Source organism: Rahnella bruchi (assembly GCF_003614975.1).
In the GTDB taxonomy this organism is placed as follows: domain Bacteria; phylum Pseudomonadota; class Gammaproteobacteria; order Enterobacterales; family Enterobacteriaceae; genus Rahnella; species Rahnella bruchi.
This window is the reverse complement of sequence record NZ_QZWI01000020.1, coordinates 34,227-50,255: the sequence shown is the minus strand read 5'-3', so window position 1 is coordinate 50,255 and position 16,029 is coordinate 34,227. Positions and strand designations below refer to the sequence as shown.

13 protein-coding genes and 2 pseudogenes are annotated in these 16,029 nt (G+C 51.6%); 8 read left to right on the top strand and 7 right to left on the bottom strand.

What is annotated here, in order from left to right:
* Nucleotides 1–61 precede the first annotated feature (61 nt).
* The 3 genes and pseudogenes from D5398_RS22885 to D5398_RS22875 all read left to right on the top strand — a co-directional run bounded on the left by D5398_RS22885 (nt 62) and on the right by D5398_RS22875 (nt 2,442).
* Nucleotides 62–1,480, top strand: coding sequence for an MFS transporter (locus D5398_RS22885; protein WP_120509668.1), 1,419 nt, complete (start codon nt 62–64; stop codon nt 1,478–1,480).
* A 31-nt stretch (nt 1,481–1,511) separates the two neighbouring features.
* Entirely contained in the window at nt 1,512–1,754 is a 243-nt protein-coding gene (locus tag D5398_RS22880) for a DUF1272 domain-containing protein (RefSeq protein WP_120509667.1), read from the top strand.
* A 44-nt stretch (nt 1,755–1,798) separates the two neighbouring features.
* Nucleotides 1,799–2,442: pseudogene (locus tag D5398_RS22875) on the top strand (hypothetical protein).
* Nucleotides 2,443–2,513: 71 nt separating this feature from the next.
* On the opposite strand, the gene D5398_RS22870 reads toward D5398_RS22875, so the two are convergent.
* Together D5398_RS22870 and pqqU are read right to left on the bottom strand one after the other, a co-directional pair.
* A complete protein-coding gene (locus tag D5398_RS22870; protein WP_120509666.1) occupies nt 2,514–4,907 on the bottom strand; it encodes a glucose/quinate/shikimate family membrane-bound PQQ-dependent dehydrogenase in 2,394 nt (797 codons plus the stop codon).
* Nucleotides 4,908–5,086: 179 nt separating this feature from the next.
* A complete protein-coding gene (gene pqqU, locus D5398_RS22865; RefSeq protein ID WP_120509665.1) occupies nt 5,087–7,240 on the bottom strand; it encodes a TonB-dependent receptor PqqU in 2,154 nt (717 codons plus the stop codon).
* A 784-nt stretch (nt 7,241–8,024) separates the two neighbouring features.
* Between pqqU and D5398_RS22860 the strand changes: the two genes are divergently transcribed.
* Complete coding sequence (locus D5398_RS22860; protein WP_120509664.1) at nt 8,025–8,780, top strand: alpha/beta hydrolase; 756 nt, start codon at nt 8,025–8,027, stop codon at nt 8,778–8,780.
* Between the two features lie 235 nt (nt 8,781–9,015).
* Complete coding sequence (locus tag D5398_RS22855; RefSeq protein ID WP_120509663.1) at nt 9,016–9,708, top strand: HAD family hydrolase; 693 nt, start codon at nt 9,016–9,018, stop codon at nt 9,706–9,708.
* A gap of 195 nt (nt 9,709–9,903) precedes the next feature.
* On the opposite strand, the gene D5398_RS22850 is transcribed toward D5398_RS22855, so the two are convergent.
* From D5398_RS22850 to D5398_RS22830, 5 genes and pseudogenes are all read right to left on the bottom strand, one after another.
* Entirely contained in the window at nt 9,904–10,482 is a 579-nt protein-coding gene (locus D5398_RS22850; RefSeq protein WP_120509662.1) for a TerD family protein, read from the bottom strand.
* A gap of 51 nt (nt 10,483–10,533) precedes the next feature.
* Nucleotides 10,534–11,574 (bottom strand): TerC/Alx family metal homeostasis membrane protein, encoded by a 1,041-nt coding sequence (locus tag D5398_RS22845; protein WP_120509661.1) that lies wholly within the window; start codon nt 11,572–11,574, stop codon nt 10,534–10,536.
* Nucleotides 11,575–11,602: 28 nt separating this feature from the next.
* Entirely contained in the window at nt 11,603–12,058 is a 456-nt protein-coding gene (locus tag D5398_RS22840) for a tellurite resistance TerB family protein (RefSeq protein WP_120509660.1), read from the bottom strand.
* A 23-nt stretch (nt 12,059–12,081) separates the two neighbouring features.
* Nucleotides 12,082–13,230 carry a TerD family protein gene (locus D5398_RS22835; RefSeq protein ID WP_120509659.1) on the bottom strand — a complete coding sequence of 383 codons (1,149 nt, stop codon included), beginning with the start codon at nt 13,228–13,230 and terminating at the stop codon, nt 12,082–12,084.
* A 53-nt stretch (nt 13,231–13,283) separates the two neighbouring features.
* Nucleotides 13,284–13,550, bottom strand: a pseudogene (locus D5398_RS22830) (TerD family protein); the annotation flags it as partial.
* 314 nt (nt 13,551–13,864) lie between these two features.
* On the opposite strand from D5398_RS22830, the gene D5398_RS22825 reads away from it, so the two are divergent.
* Genes D5398_RS22825 through D5398_RS22815 form a run of 3 tightly spaced genes read left to right on the top strand, consistent with a single transcriptional unit; the run spans nt 13,865 to nt 16,025 of the window.
* Nucleotides 13,865–14,065, top strand: coding sequence for a hypothetical protein (locus D5398_RS22825; RefSeq protein WP_120509657.1), 201 nt, complete (start codon nt 13,865–13,867; stop codon nt 14,063–14,065).
* A 60-nt stretch (nt 14,066–14,125) separates the two neighbouring features.
* The gene (locus D5398_RS22820) at nt 14,126–15,262 is read left to right on the top strand and encodes a phosphoribosyltransferase domain-containing protein (RefSeq protein ID WP_120509656.1); all 1,137 of its coding nucleotides are present in this window, start codon (nt 14,126–14,128) and stop codon (nt 15,260–15,262) included.
* Nucleotides 15,255–16,025, top strand: a complete 771-nt coding sequence (locus D5398_RS22815) for an HAD family hydrolase (RefSeq protein WP_120509655.1) — start codon at nt 15,255–15,257, stop codon at nt 16,023–16,025. Before D5398_RS22820 ends, D5398_RS22815 begins: the two co-directional genes overlap by 8 nt.
* Nucleotides 16,026–16,029: the final 4 nt, after the last annotated feature.

Below are 16,029 nucleotides of genomic sequence, written 5' to 3'. Positions count from 1 at the left end.
CACTCTGTTACCCGCAGGTATAGTTGCTGCACTCAACAGCAAAAAAGAGAAGTGAAGCGTAATGGAATTATTTTCTGATAAACCGGGCGACGAAGGATTACCAGGGCGCGAGCGCGGGCTGGCGATGGCCGCCGTCATGACCATGGCAACGATGGCCGTTTTCGATGGCTCGATGGTCAACATTGCCCTGCCGCAAATCGCACGGGCGCTGAACATTTCTTCGGGGGCTGCCGTCTGGGTATCGAACGGGTATCTGCTCTCAGCATCTATGACGCTGGCGATTTTCGCAGCGCTTGCCAGCCACATCGGCTTTCGCTCACTGTTTACCGCCGGACTGAGCGTGTTTACCCTGGCTTCTCTGGGCTGCGCACTGTCATCTTCTCTCGATGTGCTGATCGTCATGCGGGTGCTTCAGGGCGTCGGTGCAGCTGCCACGCTGAGTATCGGACCGGCCATTTTGCGCTCCGTTTTTCCCAACCGGCTGCTCGGGCGCATCCTTGGCCTGAACGCGCTGATTATCGCCACCAGCACGGCGATAGCGCCGGTGCTGGGCGGAACCATACTGTCGGCGATGAGCTGGCAATGGCTGTTCGCCATTAATATTCCGCTGGGCGTGATTGCCATTATCCTCACCCTGCGCGTGGTTCCGGCTAATCCGGCGCTGACTAAATCTCCGTTTGATGTTTCCGGTGCGGTGCTGTCAGCCGTTGCGCTCGGTGCGCTGATTATGGCGGCGGATTCGTTCTCGCATCCCAGCGCTCACGAACTTATGACCGCCCTCACCTTCGGGCTTATCGCAGTGATCGCCGGTATAGCCTTTGTATGGCGTCAGCGCCTCGCACCCAAACCCTTGCTGCCGTTAGGCATGTTTGCCTCTTCACGCTTTTCACTGGCGGCGCTGACGTCTCTGGCATCATTTGTCAGTCAGGGGATCACCTTTGTCGCGCTGCCGTTTCTGTTTCAGAGTGTGTATGGCTACAGCGCTTTTGTCTCAGCGCTGCTTTTCACGCCCTGGCCACTGGGGATCATTCTGGCCGCGCCACATGCCGGACGTTATGCCGATCGCTATCCGGCCGCTATTATTTCCACCATCGGATTGTGCGTTTTTGCTGTGGGATTGTTATTGCTGGCACAACTGCCAGAACATGCACAAGTCTGGGATATCGGCCTGAGAAGCTTTATCTGCGGGCTGGGCTTCGGTTGCTTCCAGAGCCCGAATAACCGCGAAATGCTCTCAAACGCCTCGCGTGAAAACAGCGGCTATGCGTCTGGCGTACTGGCTATCATGCGCACCTTCGGTCAGTGCCTGGGCGCAGCGCTGGTCGGGGTTATCTTGTCAGTCTTCGCCGCCCAAAATACCTTTCAGGAAGCTCACGCCGTGCAGTTAAGTCTGTGGGTCGCCGTGATTGCGACGGTGCTGGCGATTGTAATCAGCGTGAGCCGCTTGCGAAAGAGTGCTGCGAACCTGCAGAATGGCTGAAACCTACCTGTACGGATTAAGGATAAATTCTATGCTGGAACTGAGACCTAACTGCGAGTGTTGCAATACCGATCTGCCCCCTGCTTCCGACGCCAGAATTTGTTCGTTTGAATGCACATTCTGCGTCCCCTGCGCCCAAACCAAACTCGCAGGCGTTTGCCCCAACTGCGGCGGGGAATTAGTGGCCCGCCCGCGCAGACCGGCCAATAAACTGGCAAACAATCCGGCGTCCACCACGCGGGTATTTAAGCCAGAAGGTTGTGCTTCTCAATGATGGCTGAAGGAAATCTGTATCATCATTATAAATAAAGGATTTATATGTCCCGCTCTTTTTCTCTGGTTTCTTCATCTGCACTGATTGGTTCGGTTTTTCTGCTCACCGGATGTCCGCCTCCGCCTGATTTAACGCAGTGGCAGCGCCCCAATAGCACCATAGATGATGCGCGTGTTGCGATGGGGCAATGCGGCGTCCCGCTGCCGGGGCCGGAACCTTCTTTTACCGATAATGAATCGGTGCTGTATTACCAGTGCATGGAGGGGAAAGGATTTACCTATAAGGGAGGTTTTCACATTTGCGATTACTACAAAAACACCCCGGCCTGCATCGAGAAACAACAGGGTCACCCGCTCAGTCAGCGACAGCTCGAAGCGCTGCCTTTTGTCGCCGATGAGGGTTTTCACCCGATCAAACCGGATTCAGGCCGGAATGAATACCAACTCATCAGCTGGCGTAAAGCGGGTGCCTCACGGCATTTTCGCACGCAGCTGAGAATGACAAGCTCGCGTTACAGGTGATGTATGAATGCGGCTATCCGAAACCGTTGGGCTCGGTTCCTTTCGTTCCGACCGTCCTGAAAGCTGCAAAAGTTCAGCAATGCATGGTGGACAAAGGCTTTGAACCGAAAGTTAAACTCATGCTGGTTTGCCGCAATTATCCGCAAGTGACGGGTTGTGGGAAATAGCGGGCATTGTTGAAAATATTCCATAAAAAAGGCCGCTTTCGCGGCCTTTCAGTTTCAAACGTTTTGGCTAATTATTTAGCGTCTGGCAGTGCGTAAGCGATGATGTAATCGCCCAGTTTGGTGCCGAACGAACCGTGACCGCCTGCTGCGATAACAACGTATTGTTTACCGTTCACAGAGTAAGTCATCGGTGTCGCCTGGCCGCCTGCTGGCAGACGTGCTTCCCACAGTTTGTCACCGTTGCTCATATCGAATGCGCGCAGGTAGTTATCTGCGGTCGCTGCGATGAAGAACACGTTACCGGCGGTAGAAATCGGTGCGCCAAGCATCGGCATACCCATTTTGAACGGCAGCGGTAATGGTGAGCTGTCGCGCACGGTACCGATACGTTTTTTCCACACGATATCGTTGGTTTTCAGGTCAACGCCGGAGATGTAACCCCATGATGGCTGTTTACAAGGGAAACCCAGCGGAGACAGGAACGGGTTCAGGGTCACGCCAAATGGCACGCCGTACTGTGGCTGAATGCCCGTCTCAGTACCGGAACCGCCTTTATCGTTCGCATCTGGCTCCATAGGATTGCCAGGGCCGCGTGGGATCAGTTTGGACACAAATGGCAGTGCAATCGGGTTAGCGATGGCCACCTGACGGTCGGTATCCACAGAAATTCCACCCCACTCAAACATGCCGAGGTTGCCTGGGAACACCAGAGTGCCCTGCTCGGATGGCGGTGTAAAAGTGCCTTCATAACGCAGTTTGTGGAAGATCACACGACACATCAGCTGGTCGTAGATCGTCGCGCCCCACATGTCTTTACCGGTCAGTTTCGCTTCCGGACGGAAAGTCAGTTCGGAGAACGGCTGAGTCGGAGAAACGTGGTCGCCTTTCGCTGCGCCTTGCGGAACAGGTTTTTCAGGTGCATCAACAATCAGCTTACCGTCACGGCGATCCAGCACGAAGATGTTACCGGTTTTGGTCGGTACATAAATCGCAGGAACTTTGTTGCCGTTCTTGTCAGTGATATCAGCCAGAGTTGGCTGTGCCGGAACGTCCATATCCCACAGGTCGTGGTGAACAGTCTGGTAGAACCACGCCAGTTTACCGGTGGTCGCATTCAGCGCCAGCAGGCCACTCGCGTAGCGCTCCATATCCGGAGTACGGTTGCCACCCCAGATATCCGGTGTTGCCACGCCGATTGGCAGGTAAACCAGATCCAGTTTGTCATCATAAGACGCAGGTGCCCATGAGTTCGGGGAGTTCGGTGTGAAGTGCTGACCATCCGCAGGCATTTTGTTCGGATCAGCGGCACCCGGATCGAAGGCCCACAGCAGTTTACCGGTTTCAACATCGAAGCCACGGATAACGCCGGAAGGCTCACGGTTAGAGTAGTTATCAGTAACCGCACCGGCCACGATAATCACAGATTTCGTGATGATTGGCGGTGAAGTCGGCTCGTAGTGACCTGGCGTTGCGTAAGGCATGTTGCCTTGCAGGTTCAGCTCACCGTTGTTACCGAATGCCGGGCAACGTGCGCCGGTTTCAGCATCCAGTGCGAACAGACGGCCATCGTTAACTGGCAGAATGATACGACGTGAACAGACAGCAGGCGCTGCGCCGTTAGTGGCATCACCAAGTGCCGCAGGCGTTGTCTCGTGATAAGACACACCGCGACAAGTCACGTGCTGGAAGGTAGGGTTTGGCTTCAGCTCAGGATCGAACTTCCACTTCTCTTTACCGGTCGCGGCATCCAGAGCAAACAACTTCTGGTGCGGCGTACACAGGTAAAGCATGTCGCCGATTTTGATTGGCGTCACTTCGTCGGTAATTTCGCCCGGATCGTTCGGGGTCTTCAGGTCACCGGTACGGAAGGTCCATGCCACATCCAGTTTGCTGACGTTTTTGTCATTGATCTGGTTCAGCGGCGAGTAACGGGTACCGCCCTGAGTACGGCCATAGGCCGGCCAGTCGCTGGCTGGAACGCCGGAATCGGTCGCGGCAGGAGCCGCATCAGCAGCTTTAATGGTACCGTTGATTTCCTGCGGATCGTTGAAGACGGAGTACGCCAGCACGAGCACAGTGAACACCAGAGACAGCGCCAGAGCGCCGCGTGCAAAGGCGTTTTTCGCCAGCATCTGGTTATAAACAACCGGCAGCAGGATCCACAGACCCAGGAAGAAGGTGACGTCTAAACGCGGCGTCAGTGCCCAGAAGTCTGTGCCCACTTCCCAGACAGCCCACACGGTAGTGCCGAACAGGAAGATGGCGTACAGCAGTAATGCAGAAGAGCGACGGCGATACAGCAACCACGCAGTAACCAGCGAAATGACACCGGCAATAATGTAATAAAGAGAACCACCTAATTTTGCCAGCCAGATACCGCCGACAAGAAGATAAATCCCGCTTAACGCGGCGAACAAAGCGGTAATTATGACGACGATGCGTGATAACGAGGCTTTCGTTTCCATAGTTGATGACCTTACTGATTTTTTATAATCGTCGATTCAGGGTGACCCGAATCTTCAAGAACATCCGGTTCTCACCGGGTGTCATTCCTTGCATGTGCCGCCCTGCTTAAAAAGTGCAGGTAGCGGGCAGCACCGCGTGGTTCATTTTTCATTCACTGAAAATGCTTACTGACTGAAATTTATTCGAAACTATAAGAAAGCGTAGCGCCGCCACCGTAGTTTCTGCCAGGTGCCGGTTCGAAATAGCGGCCATTGCCTTCATTAACGATCACCGACCCGACGTAATTTCTGTCGAACAAGTTCTCGACGCGGGTAAACAGGTCGAGCGTCACTTTATTCCAGTTGAAGCGATAACCCGCATTCACGCTGGCGACGGTATAAGCCGGTGCCTGCTCGCTATTTTCGTCATTGACTTCGATGTCGCTCATGTAGCGCACATCGGCGCCTGCATGCCAGCCATCAACCGGTGCCCACTCCAGTGAAGCGTAGCCCATGTTGCGCGCGATACCCGGCAGGCGGTTGCCCGCTGGCGTGCAATCTCCCGCGCCACAGGTCTCATTGCGGAAGGTCGCATCAAGTAATGTCCAGGCCATTTTCACGCGCCAGTTTTCTTCAATCTGCTGATCTAACGACAGTTCCAGCCCGCGACGGCGTGTTTTACCCGCATTGGTATAGCTCGATCTTCCGCCGACACTTTCTGCAACAATTAACTCGTCATCGGTATCAGTCTGGAAGACCGCCGCCGTGACTAATCCGTTGCCAACGCGCCATTTGCTGCCCAGTTCAACCGTGTTACTGGTAGAAGGTTGCAGCCCAAGATTCAGGCCAGACTGTCCGTCAGTACGATAGGAAAGCTCGTTGATAGTCGGCGTTTCAAATCCGCGACCGGCGGAGATATAGGTGTTCAGCGCTGGCGTCACCGCATAGTTCAGTGAGGCCATCGGCAGCAGTTTGTGATAACGGCGAGAACCGCTGTCGTCCGGATTTTTGCCGGTGATGTAATAATCCTGCGAGTCAAAACTCACGGTGCTGTAACGCGCGCCAACATCCAGCGTCCAGCGGGGGGTCAGGTTCCACGTGGTTTGCAGATAGGGATCAAGATTCCACATCACGTTCTTTTCATTGCGACGTTCGTCGCCTTTCACGCCCAGTTCGCCTTGATCATTGAAGTTTTCGTAACCGAAACGTCGTTCGGTCATGGTTTCATAATCCAGACCGCCGGTGACGGAGAACGGCACTGAACCTATCTGATCGTCATGTTTCCAGCGGGTATCCACGCCGGAATACTTACGTTCGAGGACAATCACCCCGCCCGCATTCAGCGGATTGGCCTGCGCACTGGCCGGAATGGTCTGGTATTGCGTGGTGTGGCGCTCGCCGTGATAGGTCATCAGGCTAAATTCGTCGTTCTCACCCATCTGACGCTGATAGCGCAGGCCGACTTGCGTCTGATCCAACGATTTACGTGCGTTGTATTGATCAGCGCGTTTTGCCTGCGTCGGGTCGTCATGCCATTCGGATTCGGTCAGACCGCCCGGATCGTTGGCATCTACTGAAACGCTGTTGAACATCAGCGTCAGGGTGCTGGCATCATCAATGCGCACGCCCAATTTACCGTTGCCGAGATTTTTCTGCGTACCGCTGTGGTCGCGGTAGCCGTCGGTAGTGAAACGTGAGCCGGAAATCAGGTAATTCACATCACCCGCGTGCGTGCCGTCACCGGTCGCGCCGCTGGCTTTTACGCTGTTACGAAACGACCCGTAACTGCCGAAATAGGTGCCTGCTTCAAGTTTGGCAGGCTGCGAACCGGTTTGGGTATCCACGTTCACCACGCCGCCGGAAGCATTACCGTAAAGCGCCGAGAAAGGTCCGCGCAGCACTTCAACGCGTTCAACCGAGTTCAGATCGATATTGGAAGTCTGCCCCTGCCCGTCCGGCATGGTGGCCGGAATTCCATCCACATAAATACGCACGCCGCGCACGCCGTACATCGAACGGCTGCCGAACCCGCGCACGGAAAGCTGTAAATCCTGTGCGTAGTTCTGTCGGTTTTGTACCTGCAAACCCGGCACGCTGCCGAGGCTTTCAGACAAGTTGACCTGCGCTTTGCTGTTTCTGAAATCGTCGCCATCTACCACGCTGACTGCCGCAGGTGTATCGAGTTCTGAAAGGCCGCCGTTGATTTCGCGTTTGATAACCATCAGTGAAGATGAGTCTGATGAATCGTCCGTATCGCCCTTAGAGGCGTCGGTCGCTGACTGCGCGTAACTGACTGAAACCGGGTTCAAAAATGACAAGAACGTGATGATAAAAGCAGAGGTTTTGGCGTTCACTTTATGAGTTCTTTTGTTTTGTGTTAAAAGGCTGGGTCAAAAACAAGACACATCTCTCAATTTTAGACATTAGAAGTAGACATAAATCGACCGTTCTGATTGAGAGCCGTAAGGGGGCTCACTATAGATTTTTTCTTCCTGTTAGTACATACGCAACTTTACAAATATAACTTTTTAACAAAATACCGCACGCAGTGTGCATCAGATCCGGCTTTGAAATTAAATCCCCGCGTAAACATCGTGGATTAATTGACCTGCCCCCGCATTTATTCACGGACAAAATAAAACCCGGCTTTCATTTGAAAATTCGCCGGACAAAAAATCACGTTTTATCTGGCTGTAAATGGCAACGGTTACATTATAATTAATCATCTGATATTAAACGATTAAAGCTGTTAGTAAAAATGTTCATTGAGTCTATTAATCCGTCGCCGCTTACGGTTTGATAATTCAGCTTTCGCCTTTCGAAACCGGCTAAGATAAACCTGATTCAGAATAAATATAGACCACTATTCTAAGACAGGAGAATATTCTCTGACGTTTTTTCACTCAATCTGTTCCGGGTAATGAAACAGCCGCTTCTTTACAAAAAATATAAAACCAAAATTCATTCTGCTGTTTAAAAGTTACACAGTCCGCCCTGGGAAAACGTTTCCACACCCGCGCCCTCTCCGCTCTGATGACGTTTTTGTCATCATCACGTCACTTCTCTGTCAGAGCGTCAGGCTCACAGTGGCCCCACAAACAGATGTTCATTGCGTTTTAAAACGAAAGAGGAAGTGCCATGCGTTTACGTTTAGCTTCTACATTGTTATTGGCCGCCACTGCGGCGTTCGGTTCTCAGGCCGCCGTTGCTGCGCCAGTGAAAAATATTGTGCTGGTTCATGGTGCCTTTGTGGGCGGCTCGGGCTGGCGGCCGGTGTACGACATTCTGACGCACGACGGCTATAAAGTGACGCTGGTACAGGAACCGCTGACGTCGTTTAGCGATGACGTTGCGGCCACCAAACGTATTCTGGATAGGCAAAATGGTCCGGCGATTCTGGTCGGTCACAGCTATGGCGGCGCGATTATCACTGAAGCGGGGAACGACCCGCACGTGGCGGGTCTGGTGTATATCGCGGCACATGCGCTGGATAACGGGGAGACAGAAGCGATCAACGGTAAGAAATTCCCGAACTCTGCGCATCCTTTTGTGAAAACGCCTGACGGTTTCCTCTATATCAATCCGGAAAACTTCCCGGCGGATTTCGCCGCTGACCTGCCGCTTAAACAGGCGCAATTTGAAGCACAGGCGCAAATGCTGACCTCCGCCAGCGTGTTTACCGCCAACATTCCTGATCCGGCGTGGAAAGTGAAACCCAGTTGGTACATGGTGGCGAAGTCCGACAAAATCATTAACCCGGATTTAGAGCGGATGTACGCCAAACGCGCGCACAGCCACACCGTTGAAATCGCCGGTGCCAGCCATTCAGTGTATGAATCCCACCCTCAGGATGTGGCAAAACTGATCGAGCAGGCGGCTCTGGGGGCGCAGTAAAATTATTGCGGCAGGTGCGGATTTTTACAGTGCAACGATCCTGCCTGCCGACATTTCATTTGTCTGATCATGACCTCAGGGACATGAGAACAAGGTTCAACGCTGACATACTAATGACCTGCAACGACGCGATATTGCGCAGAAAAACCAATTGGGGTGCAGATGCCTCCCTGATGAAGTTAGAATGTCATATTCACGTTGATAGTGTTTTTGCCTGTGTCCATATGGGAGCAGCATGACAAATGGAGTAGGTGATCAGATGGTTAATGATGTCGTAAGCAACAGTAATTCACTCTCAGTCTTTGATTTCGACGGAACACTCACCAAGCGAGACAGCTTTGTTCCTTTCTTACGCTTTGCCTTCGGGAATCGTGTTTTTGCACCGCGCCTGGTTCGCCTCGTCGTGCCCACGCTCAAATGCATTGGACGCAGGGTCACACGTGATGAACTGAAGGAAGTCTTGATCCACACGTTCCTCACCGGCATTGAAGCAAAGTGGGTTGAGCAAAAAGCCATAGAGTTTTGTCAAAAATACTGGACACGCCTGATGCGCCCTTCCGGCCTCATTGCAGTAGCATCTCAGGTTAACTCCGGCGCAATCGTGACGATTTGCTCGGCTTCGCCCGCTATGGTGCTTAAGCCTTTTGCAGATAAGTTAGGGATACGTTTGATCGGTACAAATTTAGAAATCAAAGACGGAATGCTGACGGGGCGTATAAGCGGCCATAATTGCAGATGCGCGCAAAAGGTAGCAAGACTGGAAGCGGAGTACGGCCCGCTCGCGTCTTATCATCTTCGGGCATGGGGCGATACCCGTGGCGATTATGAAATGCTGGCCGCCGCGCAGGAACCTTACTGGCGACATTTCCATAATGGTGGCGGAAAACGTCATTCTCCAATTGCCAAAATCAAAGGCATTCAGAAATAGGTTCGATATAAACCATTCAGTTCCCAATCCAAAAAGCCCCGATGTTTTACCTCCGGGGCTGTCAGGCGTACGTCAGCTTTAAAAGTTTCCGCCGTGCTGATAAGGCCGTTTTTTGAACCCCTGTAAGAAGCAATCTTCATAAAAGCAGGCGGCGGTTAACGTCTGTTAATTCTGAAGAACGTCCCTTTGCCCCAACTATGAAGCGTTGATACCGTACTGAGAACAAACTGATCCCAGACCACCGGCATAACCCTGACCGACAGCACGGAATTTCCATTCCGTGTTATGGCGATACAGCTCACCGAACAACATGGCGGTTTCTGTCGATGCATCTTCCGTCAGGTCATAGCGGGCGACTTCCTGATGGTTGTCATCATTCACAAGGCGAATAAATGCACCCGAAACCTGACCGAAACTCTGACCGCGGGTGACTGCATCGTGGATAGTGACCACAAACACGATTTTGTCCACATCTGCAGGGATTTGATCGAGTTTGATTTTCAGTGCTTCATCATCACCCTCGCCTTCGCCGGTTCGGTTGTCGCCAGTGTGCAACACAGAACCGTCAGTGGATTTCAGGTTGTTGTAGAAAATGAAATCCGCGTCGCCGCGTACTTTGCCTGCGTTGTTGAGCAGGAAAGCAGAAGCATCAAGGTCGAAGTCCTGACCATCGGTAGAGCGGGTGTCCCACCCCAGACCGATCAGCACGTTTTTCATTGTTGGTGCTTCTTTACTTAACGAGATGTTCCCGCCTTTAGAAAGAGAAACGCCCATAGTTAAATCCTCAATTGTTAACGTTAATAGTCAAAGGGAAGGTCGGGGAAATTAACCCTCTTTGCCTTCCTCAGCATCAGGTTGTCCAGGGAATAACACGCTGACAATAATTCCGACAGCCAGCACAGACAGCACAATGAAAAGACTCGCATTCGCTGAAATGTTATAGCCGTGATGCCACAGATGGTCGGTTGCATTAAGGCCCAATTTCGCGCCGATGAAGAACAACAGCACGATGACGGCTTTTTCGAGGTGGGCAAGGTACTGTCTGAGCGCTTCCAGCACAAAGTACATGGTGCGCAGGCCAAGAATGGCGAACATCATGGCGCTGTAAACGATTAGCGGTTCACGGCTGACAGCGATTACGGCAGGGACGGAGTCGAAAGCAAACATCACATCCGACAGCTCAACCACAGCGAGACACAGAAGCAGCGGCGTCGCATACAGTGCGACTTTGCCTAAACGGCCAACTTTAATGTTTTCGTTTTCAGGCTTTGCCAGTTCAGCTTCAACTTCTTTCTGGCTTAAAAGGAAAGCGCGCCCTTTTAATTTCGGCCAGATCGGGAAAAAGCGTTTCACAATCCGGTAAGCGAGATGCTGAGAGTAATCTTCAATGGCATCATCTTCGCCGCTTTTCAGCATCATGACAGCCGTCCACAAGACGACTAAGGCAAAGACGATATCTACCCACGGGCCCAGAGTCAGCAAACTGGACCCGATGGCGACGAAAATCCCGCGGAAGACGACGGCGCCAATAACGCCCCAGTAAAGTACGCGATGACGAAGATTATCCGGCACGGAGAACCAGGAGAAAATTGCCATCATCACAAAGAGGTTATCTACGGAGAGGACTTTCTCAAGCGCATAGCCGGTCACAAACAGGCTGGCGACTTCGGCACCGTGATGAACATAAAGGAAACCGGCAAACGCCATTGCCACCAGGATCCAGAAAACTGACCAGAGCGCAGCACTCTTTAAAGAAATCGGTTTGTCATGACGATGCATAAACAAATCGATAAAGATGGCCCCTACAGCAAGAAAGACAAAAACGATGACTGTTTCTGCCGGGAAACCTATGTGCGTGGAGACCATATTGTACCCTTACGCCAGAGTGTAAAAATTAAAGGCCAAACTCAGCCGGAGTGAAACCAAGAGCCAGGGCAATTTCCCGAACGGCCATCTTTTCGGACTCATCAAAGTCACCATCGCTTTTCGCCACGGCGATCCCAACACGCACAGCCAGTTGCGCAGCCTCGGGCTGATCTTTAAGCGCCAAAATGTACTTCATGGTTTCGCCTTTCCCGATTTCGTAATCAAAACTGAAGCTGGTCACCAGTTCATTAAAGAACGCAATAACTTCTTTGGTTTCGAATACTTTCAGTTCAGGCGACACCTGAAGAAAGCCAATCATCTTTTGCTTTTCTTCGCTGCTTACACCGTCGCTCGTGACCGCAATACGCGCACAAACAGCCACTGTGCCCTGCAGGAATTTTTTGTTTTTAAAGCGCCCGACTTGTTTGGTCAGTTCATCACGACCGGCATTTAGTGCGCCTTTCATTTTGTCTAAAAAACTCATTATTTCATCCTCAGGATTTGGAATTATTTGGAACCGGCAGACCAGCGAAAGCCCCAGCCCAGCGCTTTGTCCATGTCTTTGTGGCCACTGAAGAACTGGTTGATTCTTTCAACCTTAATGGCCCCGTTTTCATTTACCAGTCGGGCGATCGCGCACATATTGTGGCGGTCTGGCCCTTCGGTTAAACGTGTCTCTATGGGCGGTTGCTCAGGAATATGCAGCGTGACGACGCCGTCAGTTTTATCCCAGCTCGCCGCCCCTTCATAAATGAAGGCGTAGATCAGCACTTGGCGGATGTTCTTCCATTCACGACCGTTAACATGCAACCACTCGCCGTCAGCGACCTGACCCGTACGGTCATCCCCCTGTAACTCAACGAAAGGTTCTGAATTCAGGCGGCCAAAGGTATTTCCTAGCGCCTGAACCACGCCTTTGGTGCCGTCCTGAAGTTCAACAAATGCACCTAAATCCAAATCCACACCTTTGGATTTACTGAACATCCCGCCAAACATTCCGCCTGACGCGGCGCTTCCCTGATTCCAGTTGAGGTTAATTTTGATTTCGCCAAAACTATGCCGCTTGGCAAGGCTGATGGAGGGTTTTTCTTTGGTGAGCGAGACCTTGCTTAAACTAATTTTGGCGGGATCCGGTGACAGTTTTGCAGCCGGTGCAGGAACATCCGAAATGTCTACGCCGAAATGTTCAGCCAGCGGTTTCAGGCCACCGTTGAAGCCCTGCGCAATGAATCGGAATTTCCATTCAGCGTTACGGCGATAAATTTCTCCGAGGATAAGCGCAGCTTCCTGACGACCAGACACTTCCACATTCCCGGTCAGCAAAACGTTGCCGTTAAGTTCAACCTGAACGGAGAGATGTCTGAGTGAGGAGAGCGTCATGTTGCCATCACAGGTTGCAGTGAAAGCCAGTTTTTGTACTTCAGGATGAAGGCGGCAAATATCGACCGTAAAGGCCGTGTCTGTACCGGCACCGGCGAGTTTTACTGACGCATCGTCGTTGACGGGTTGTCCGTAAAACACCATATCCGCATCGCCCTGCACTTTACCGGAGGCATAAAGACGAAACGAAGAAGCGTCGACCGGGACACCAGAGAGAACGCGCACCGTCAGTACCTGTGAAGGAATGGGGGCATTACCCCCTGGCGTCATCGTCATTACCGCACCACCGTGGCGACAATATCCGCATGCATATTATCAATGGTGCGGCCTCCGGAGGCTTTGTCGCCCAAATGAACAACGGAGCCACAACTAGATTTCAATTTGCTAAACCAGATGGTATCAATCGTTTTGCCAGAACTGTCTAACAGGACACAGCCTGCATCTAAATCAATTGAATCCCTGCCGCCACCCATAAGACTCGCTAAAAATCCTTTTTTATTTTTTACAGGATCCCAGCCTAAACCGAATTGCAACTGATTTAATGATGACGTTTCTTTGCTGAGTGAAACAGTTTGGTTTTTGCTTAATGAAACCATTATTTATTCCTTCACGCGTAGGTTGAATTATTATTTTTAAATCAGAATTCCTTTTACTGAAAAAGCATATCATGACGAAGTTGTGCGATACGCCATATTTTCCCTGATTTCGTCTATTCAAAATTAATTGTTTGATTTGAAACGTTATTTAATTTAACGCTAATTTTTTTTGCAATTAACTGAGATTTTTCATGTATTAACGGATATTCATTTCCAGCATCAATTGTAATACTATTATGATTGACATGTGCGAAACGCCTCCCTAGACTCATCTGAATTCTCATTTCCCCTCATCATTCCTGGAAAATAAATGAATGGATTACACCATATGGCTGATGGAAGGATTATCTTCACAGCGATATATTATTTCAGGAATTCATGACCTCTTTGAAAATATTCAAATAGTCTTTTTAAAAAATTCAAATATAGCTGTCATCGTTGTGGCCTCTCATTGCCAAAAAAGGAATGAAATACTTTCGCAGGCCAATGTCGCACTGATTGAGCCCGATGACTGATGTCATCCGTTATAACCCCATCCCTGAAAATCTGTCAGTCCGCGAAGAGAACGCATAACCATGCTCAATGGAAACCCTGTTTACCGTAAATCGCTCTCCGGCGGAACCCTAACGGTAACCCCGACTGGCGGTATCCTCCCATTAGATTCACTTTTCGATATTGCCGAACGGCGTAATCCCAAGCGGGCCTTTCTCTTTGTCAGCAAAGTACTGGGACGACACATCCCGATTTCCCCTGCCATTATGCGGTCCGCTTATCGTCAGCTCGCACAACAGATCCCTGCTGATTTACCGCAACCGGTATTGTTTATCGGTATGGCAGAAACGGCCGTTGGGCTGGGTGCCGGGGTTTTTGATGAAGCCTCGAAAGTTTTCGATGATGTAGTCTACCTGACGTCTACCCGCCATCCCGTCGACGGCGAGCTGATGTGCGAATTTAAAGAAGACCACTCTCACGCGACAGACCATCTGCTATATCACCCAGCCGATCCCGCGCTTCGGGGCCATGTCAGCAACGCCCGGACTCTGGTTCTTATCGATGATGAGGCCACCACGGGAAAGACCTTTATTAACTTACTGGAGGCGCTGCGTACAGAAGCAGGCCTGACCGCAGTAGAGCGTGTGGTTACTGTAACGCTGACGGACTGGAGCGGAAACGCCATCACAGAACAGTGTCCGTTGCCCGTCACTTCGGTATCACTTGTTCAGGGAGACTGGCACTGGGAAAGAAAACCCGATGCCCCCGTTCCCGTGATGCCAAATGTGAACGTCACCGCCACAGGCAGCGTGGCAATCACCGGTAAACAGAGCTGGGGACGTTTGGGCATGGCGACAGCCGCAAGGGATCTCGGCACAAAAATCACGGCATCAGCCGGAGAAAAAATCTTAGTGCTGGGATCCGGAGAATTCGTCTGGGAACCGTTATTGCTGGCAGAACGTCTGGAACTTCAGGGAGCAGAGGTCAGGTTCAGTTGCACAACGCGCTCCCCCATTTCTACCGGTTTCGCCATCGAGTCAGCCATTGCCTTTACGGATAATTACGGACTGGGCATTCCAAATTTTGTCTATAACGTTGCTCATCAGCAGTTTGACCGCATTTTATTGTGTATCGAAACACCGGCTGAGAGTGTTGATCCTGCCCTGCTTGCTGCTTTGAACGCCGTGGCTCCTGCCGTAGAGGTGATCGTTTATGAATAAGCCGGTAGTTTTTTCTGATCTCGATGACACCCTTTTCCAGACCCGCCGGAAAATGGTAGATGAGCTGGCACTTGAGCCCTATCGTCCGGGTGCCTTAGACCGCTCAATGCAAGCCCGCAGCTTTATGACCGAAGAGCAATCCATGCTGGTTGACTGGTTGCTTAAACATGCAGACTTTATTCCGGTCACGGCCCGTGGGACGGAAGAAATTGGCCGCGTGACTATCCCGTTTCACTCATGGGCTATCGTCACGCATGGCGCGGTGATCCTGACGCCGAAAGGAAAGCCGGACGAAGAGTGGAAAGCTCAGATGCTCATGAGTCTGTCCGGTTATCGGGATCAATTGCTGACGATGCAGCGCGACATCACTTCTCTGATGGAAACTCGCGGGATTCAGGGCTGGGCCCGTATCAATTACGAGTATGACAATACGCCGGTGTATCTGGTGATGAAGCATACCGACAGCACCCGGCTGGACGAGCTTTATGCCATCGGCGATGAAATCGAGGCTACCTTCCCGACAGCGGGTTTTTACATTCATCGCAACAGTAACAACATTGCATGGTTACCCACTCCGGTAGAAAAAGGCCTCGCAACCCAGTATCTGCTGAACAAGCTGCGTGCCGAACGCGGCGTTTTCCCTGTCATCGGTTTGGGAGACAGCCTGAGCGACCATCGTTTCATGAAACTGTGTCACTGGTTTGGGCTGCCCCGTCAGAGCCAGTTTGCCGAAGAAATCAGTCGCCATGTTTTCGGAGAATAATAAT

Coding starts and splice junctions, on each gene's coding strand:
- D5398_RS22850 (WP_120509662.1), bottom strand. CDS start 10,482: ATGGGCGTTTCTCTTTCTAAAGGCGGGAACATCTCGTTAAGTAAAGAA.
- D5398_RS22845 (WP_120509661.1), bottom strand. CDS start 11,574: ATGGTCTCCACGCACATAGGTTTCCCGGCAGAAACAGTCATCGTTTTT.
- D5398_RS22870 (WP_120509666.1), bottom strand. CDS start 4,907: ATGGAAACGAAAGCCTCGTTATCACGCATCGTCGTCATAATTACCGCT.
- D5398_RS22835 (WP_120509659.1), bottom strand. CDS start 13,230: ATGACGATGACGCCAGGGGGTAATGCCCCCATTCCTTCACAGGTACTG.
- D5398_RS22855 (WP_120509663.1), top strand. CDS start 9,016: ATGACAAATGGAGTAGGTGATCAGATGGTTAATGATGTCGTAAGCAAC.
- D5398_RS22880 (WP_120509667.1), top strand. CDS start 1,512: ATGCTGGAACTGAGACCTAACTGCGAGTGTTGCAATACCGATCTGCCC.
- D5398_RS22825 (WP_120509657.1), top strand. CDS start 13,865: ATGGATTACACCATATGGCTGATGGAAGGATTATCTTCACAGCGATAT.
- D5398_RS22820 (WP_120509656.1), top strand. CDS start 14,126: ATGCTCAATGGAAACCCTGTTTACCGTAAATCGCTCTCCGGCGGAACC.
- D5398_RS22860 (WP_120509664.1), top strand. CDS start 8,025: ATGCGTTTACGTTTAGCTTCTACATTGTTATTGGCCGCCACTGCGGCG.
- D5398_RS22815 (WP_120509655.1), top strand. CDS start 15,255: ATGAATAAGCCGGTAGTTTTTTCTGATCTCGATGACACCCTTTTCCAG.
- D5398_RS22840 (WP_120509660.1), bottom strand. CDS start 12,058: ATGAGTTTTTTAGACAAAATGAAAGGCGCACTAAATGCCGGTCGTGAT.
- D5398_RS22885 (WP_120509668.1), top strand. CDS start 62: ATGGAATTATTTTCTGATAAACCGGGCGACGAAGGATTACCAGGGCGC.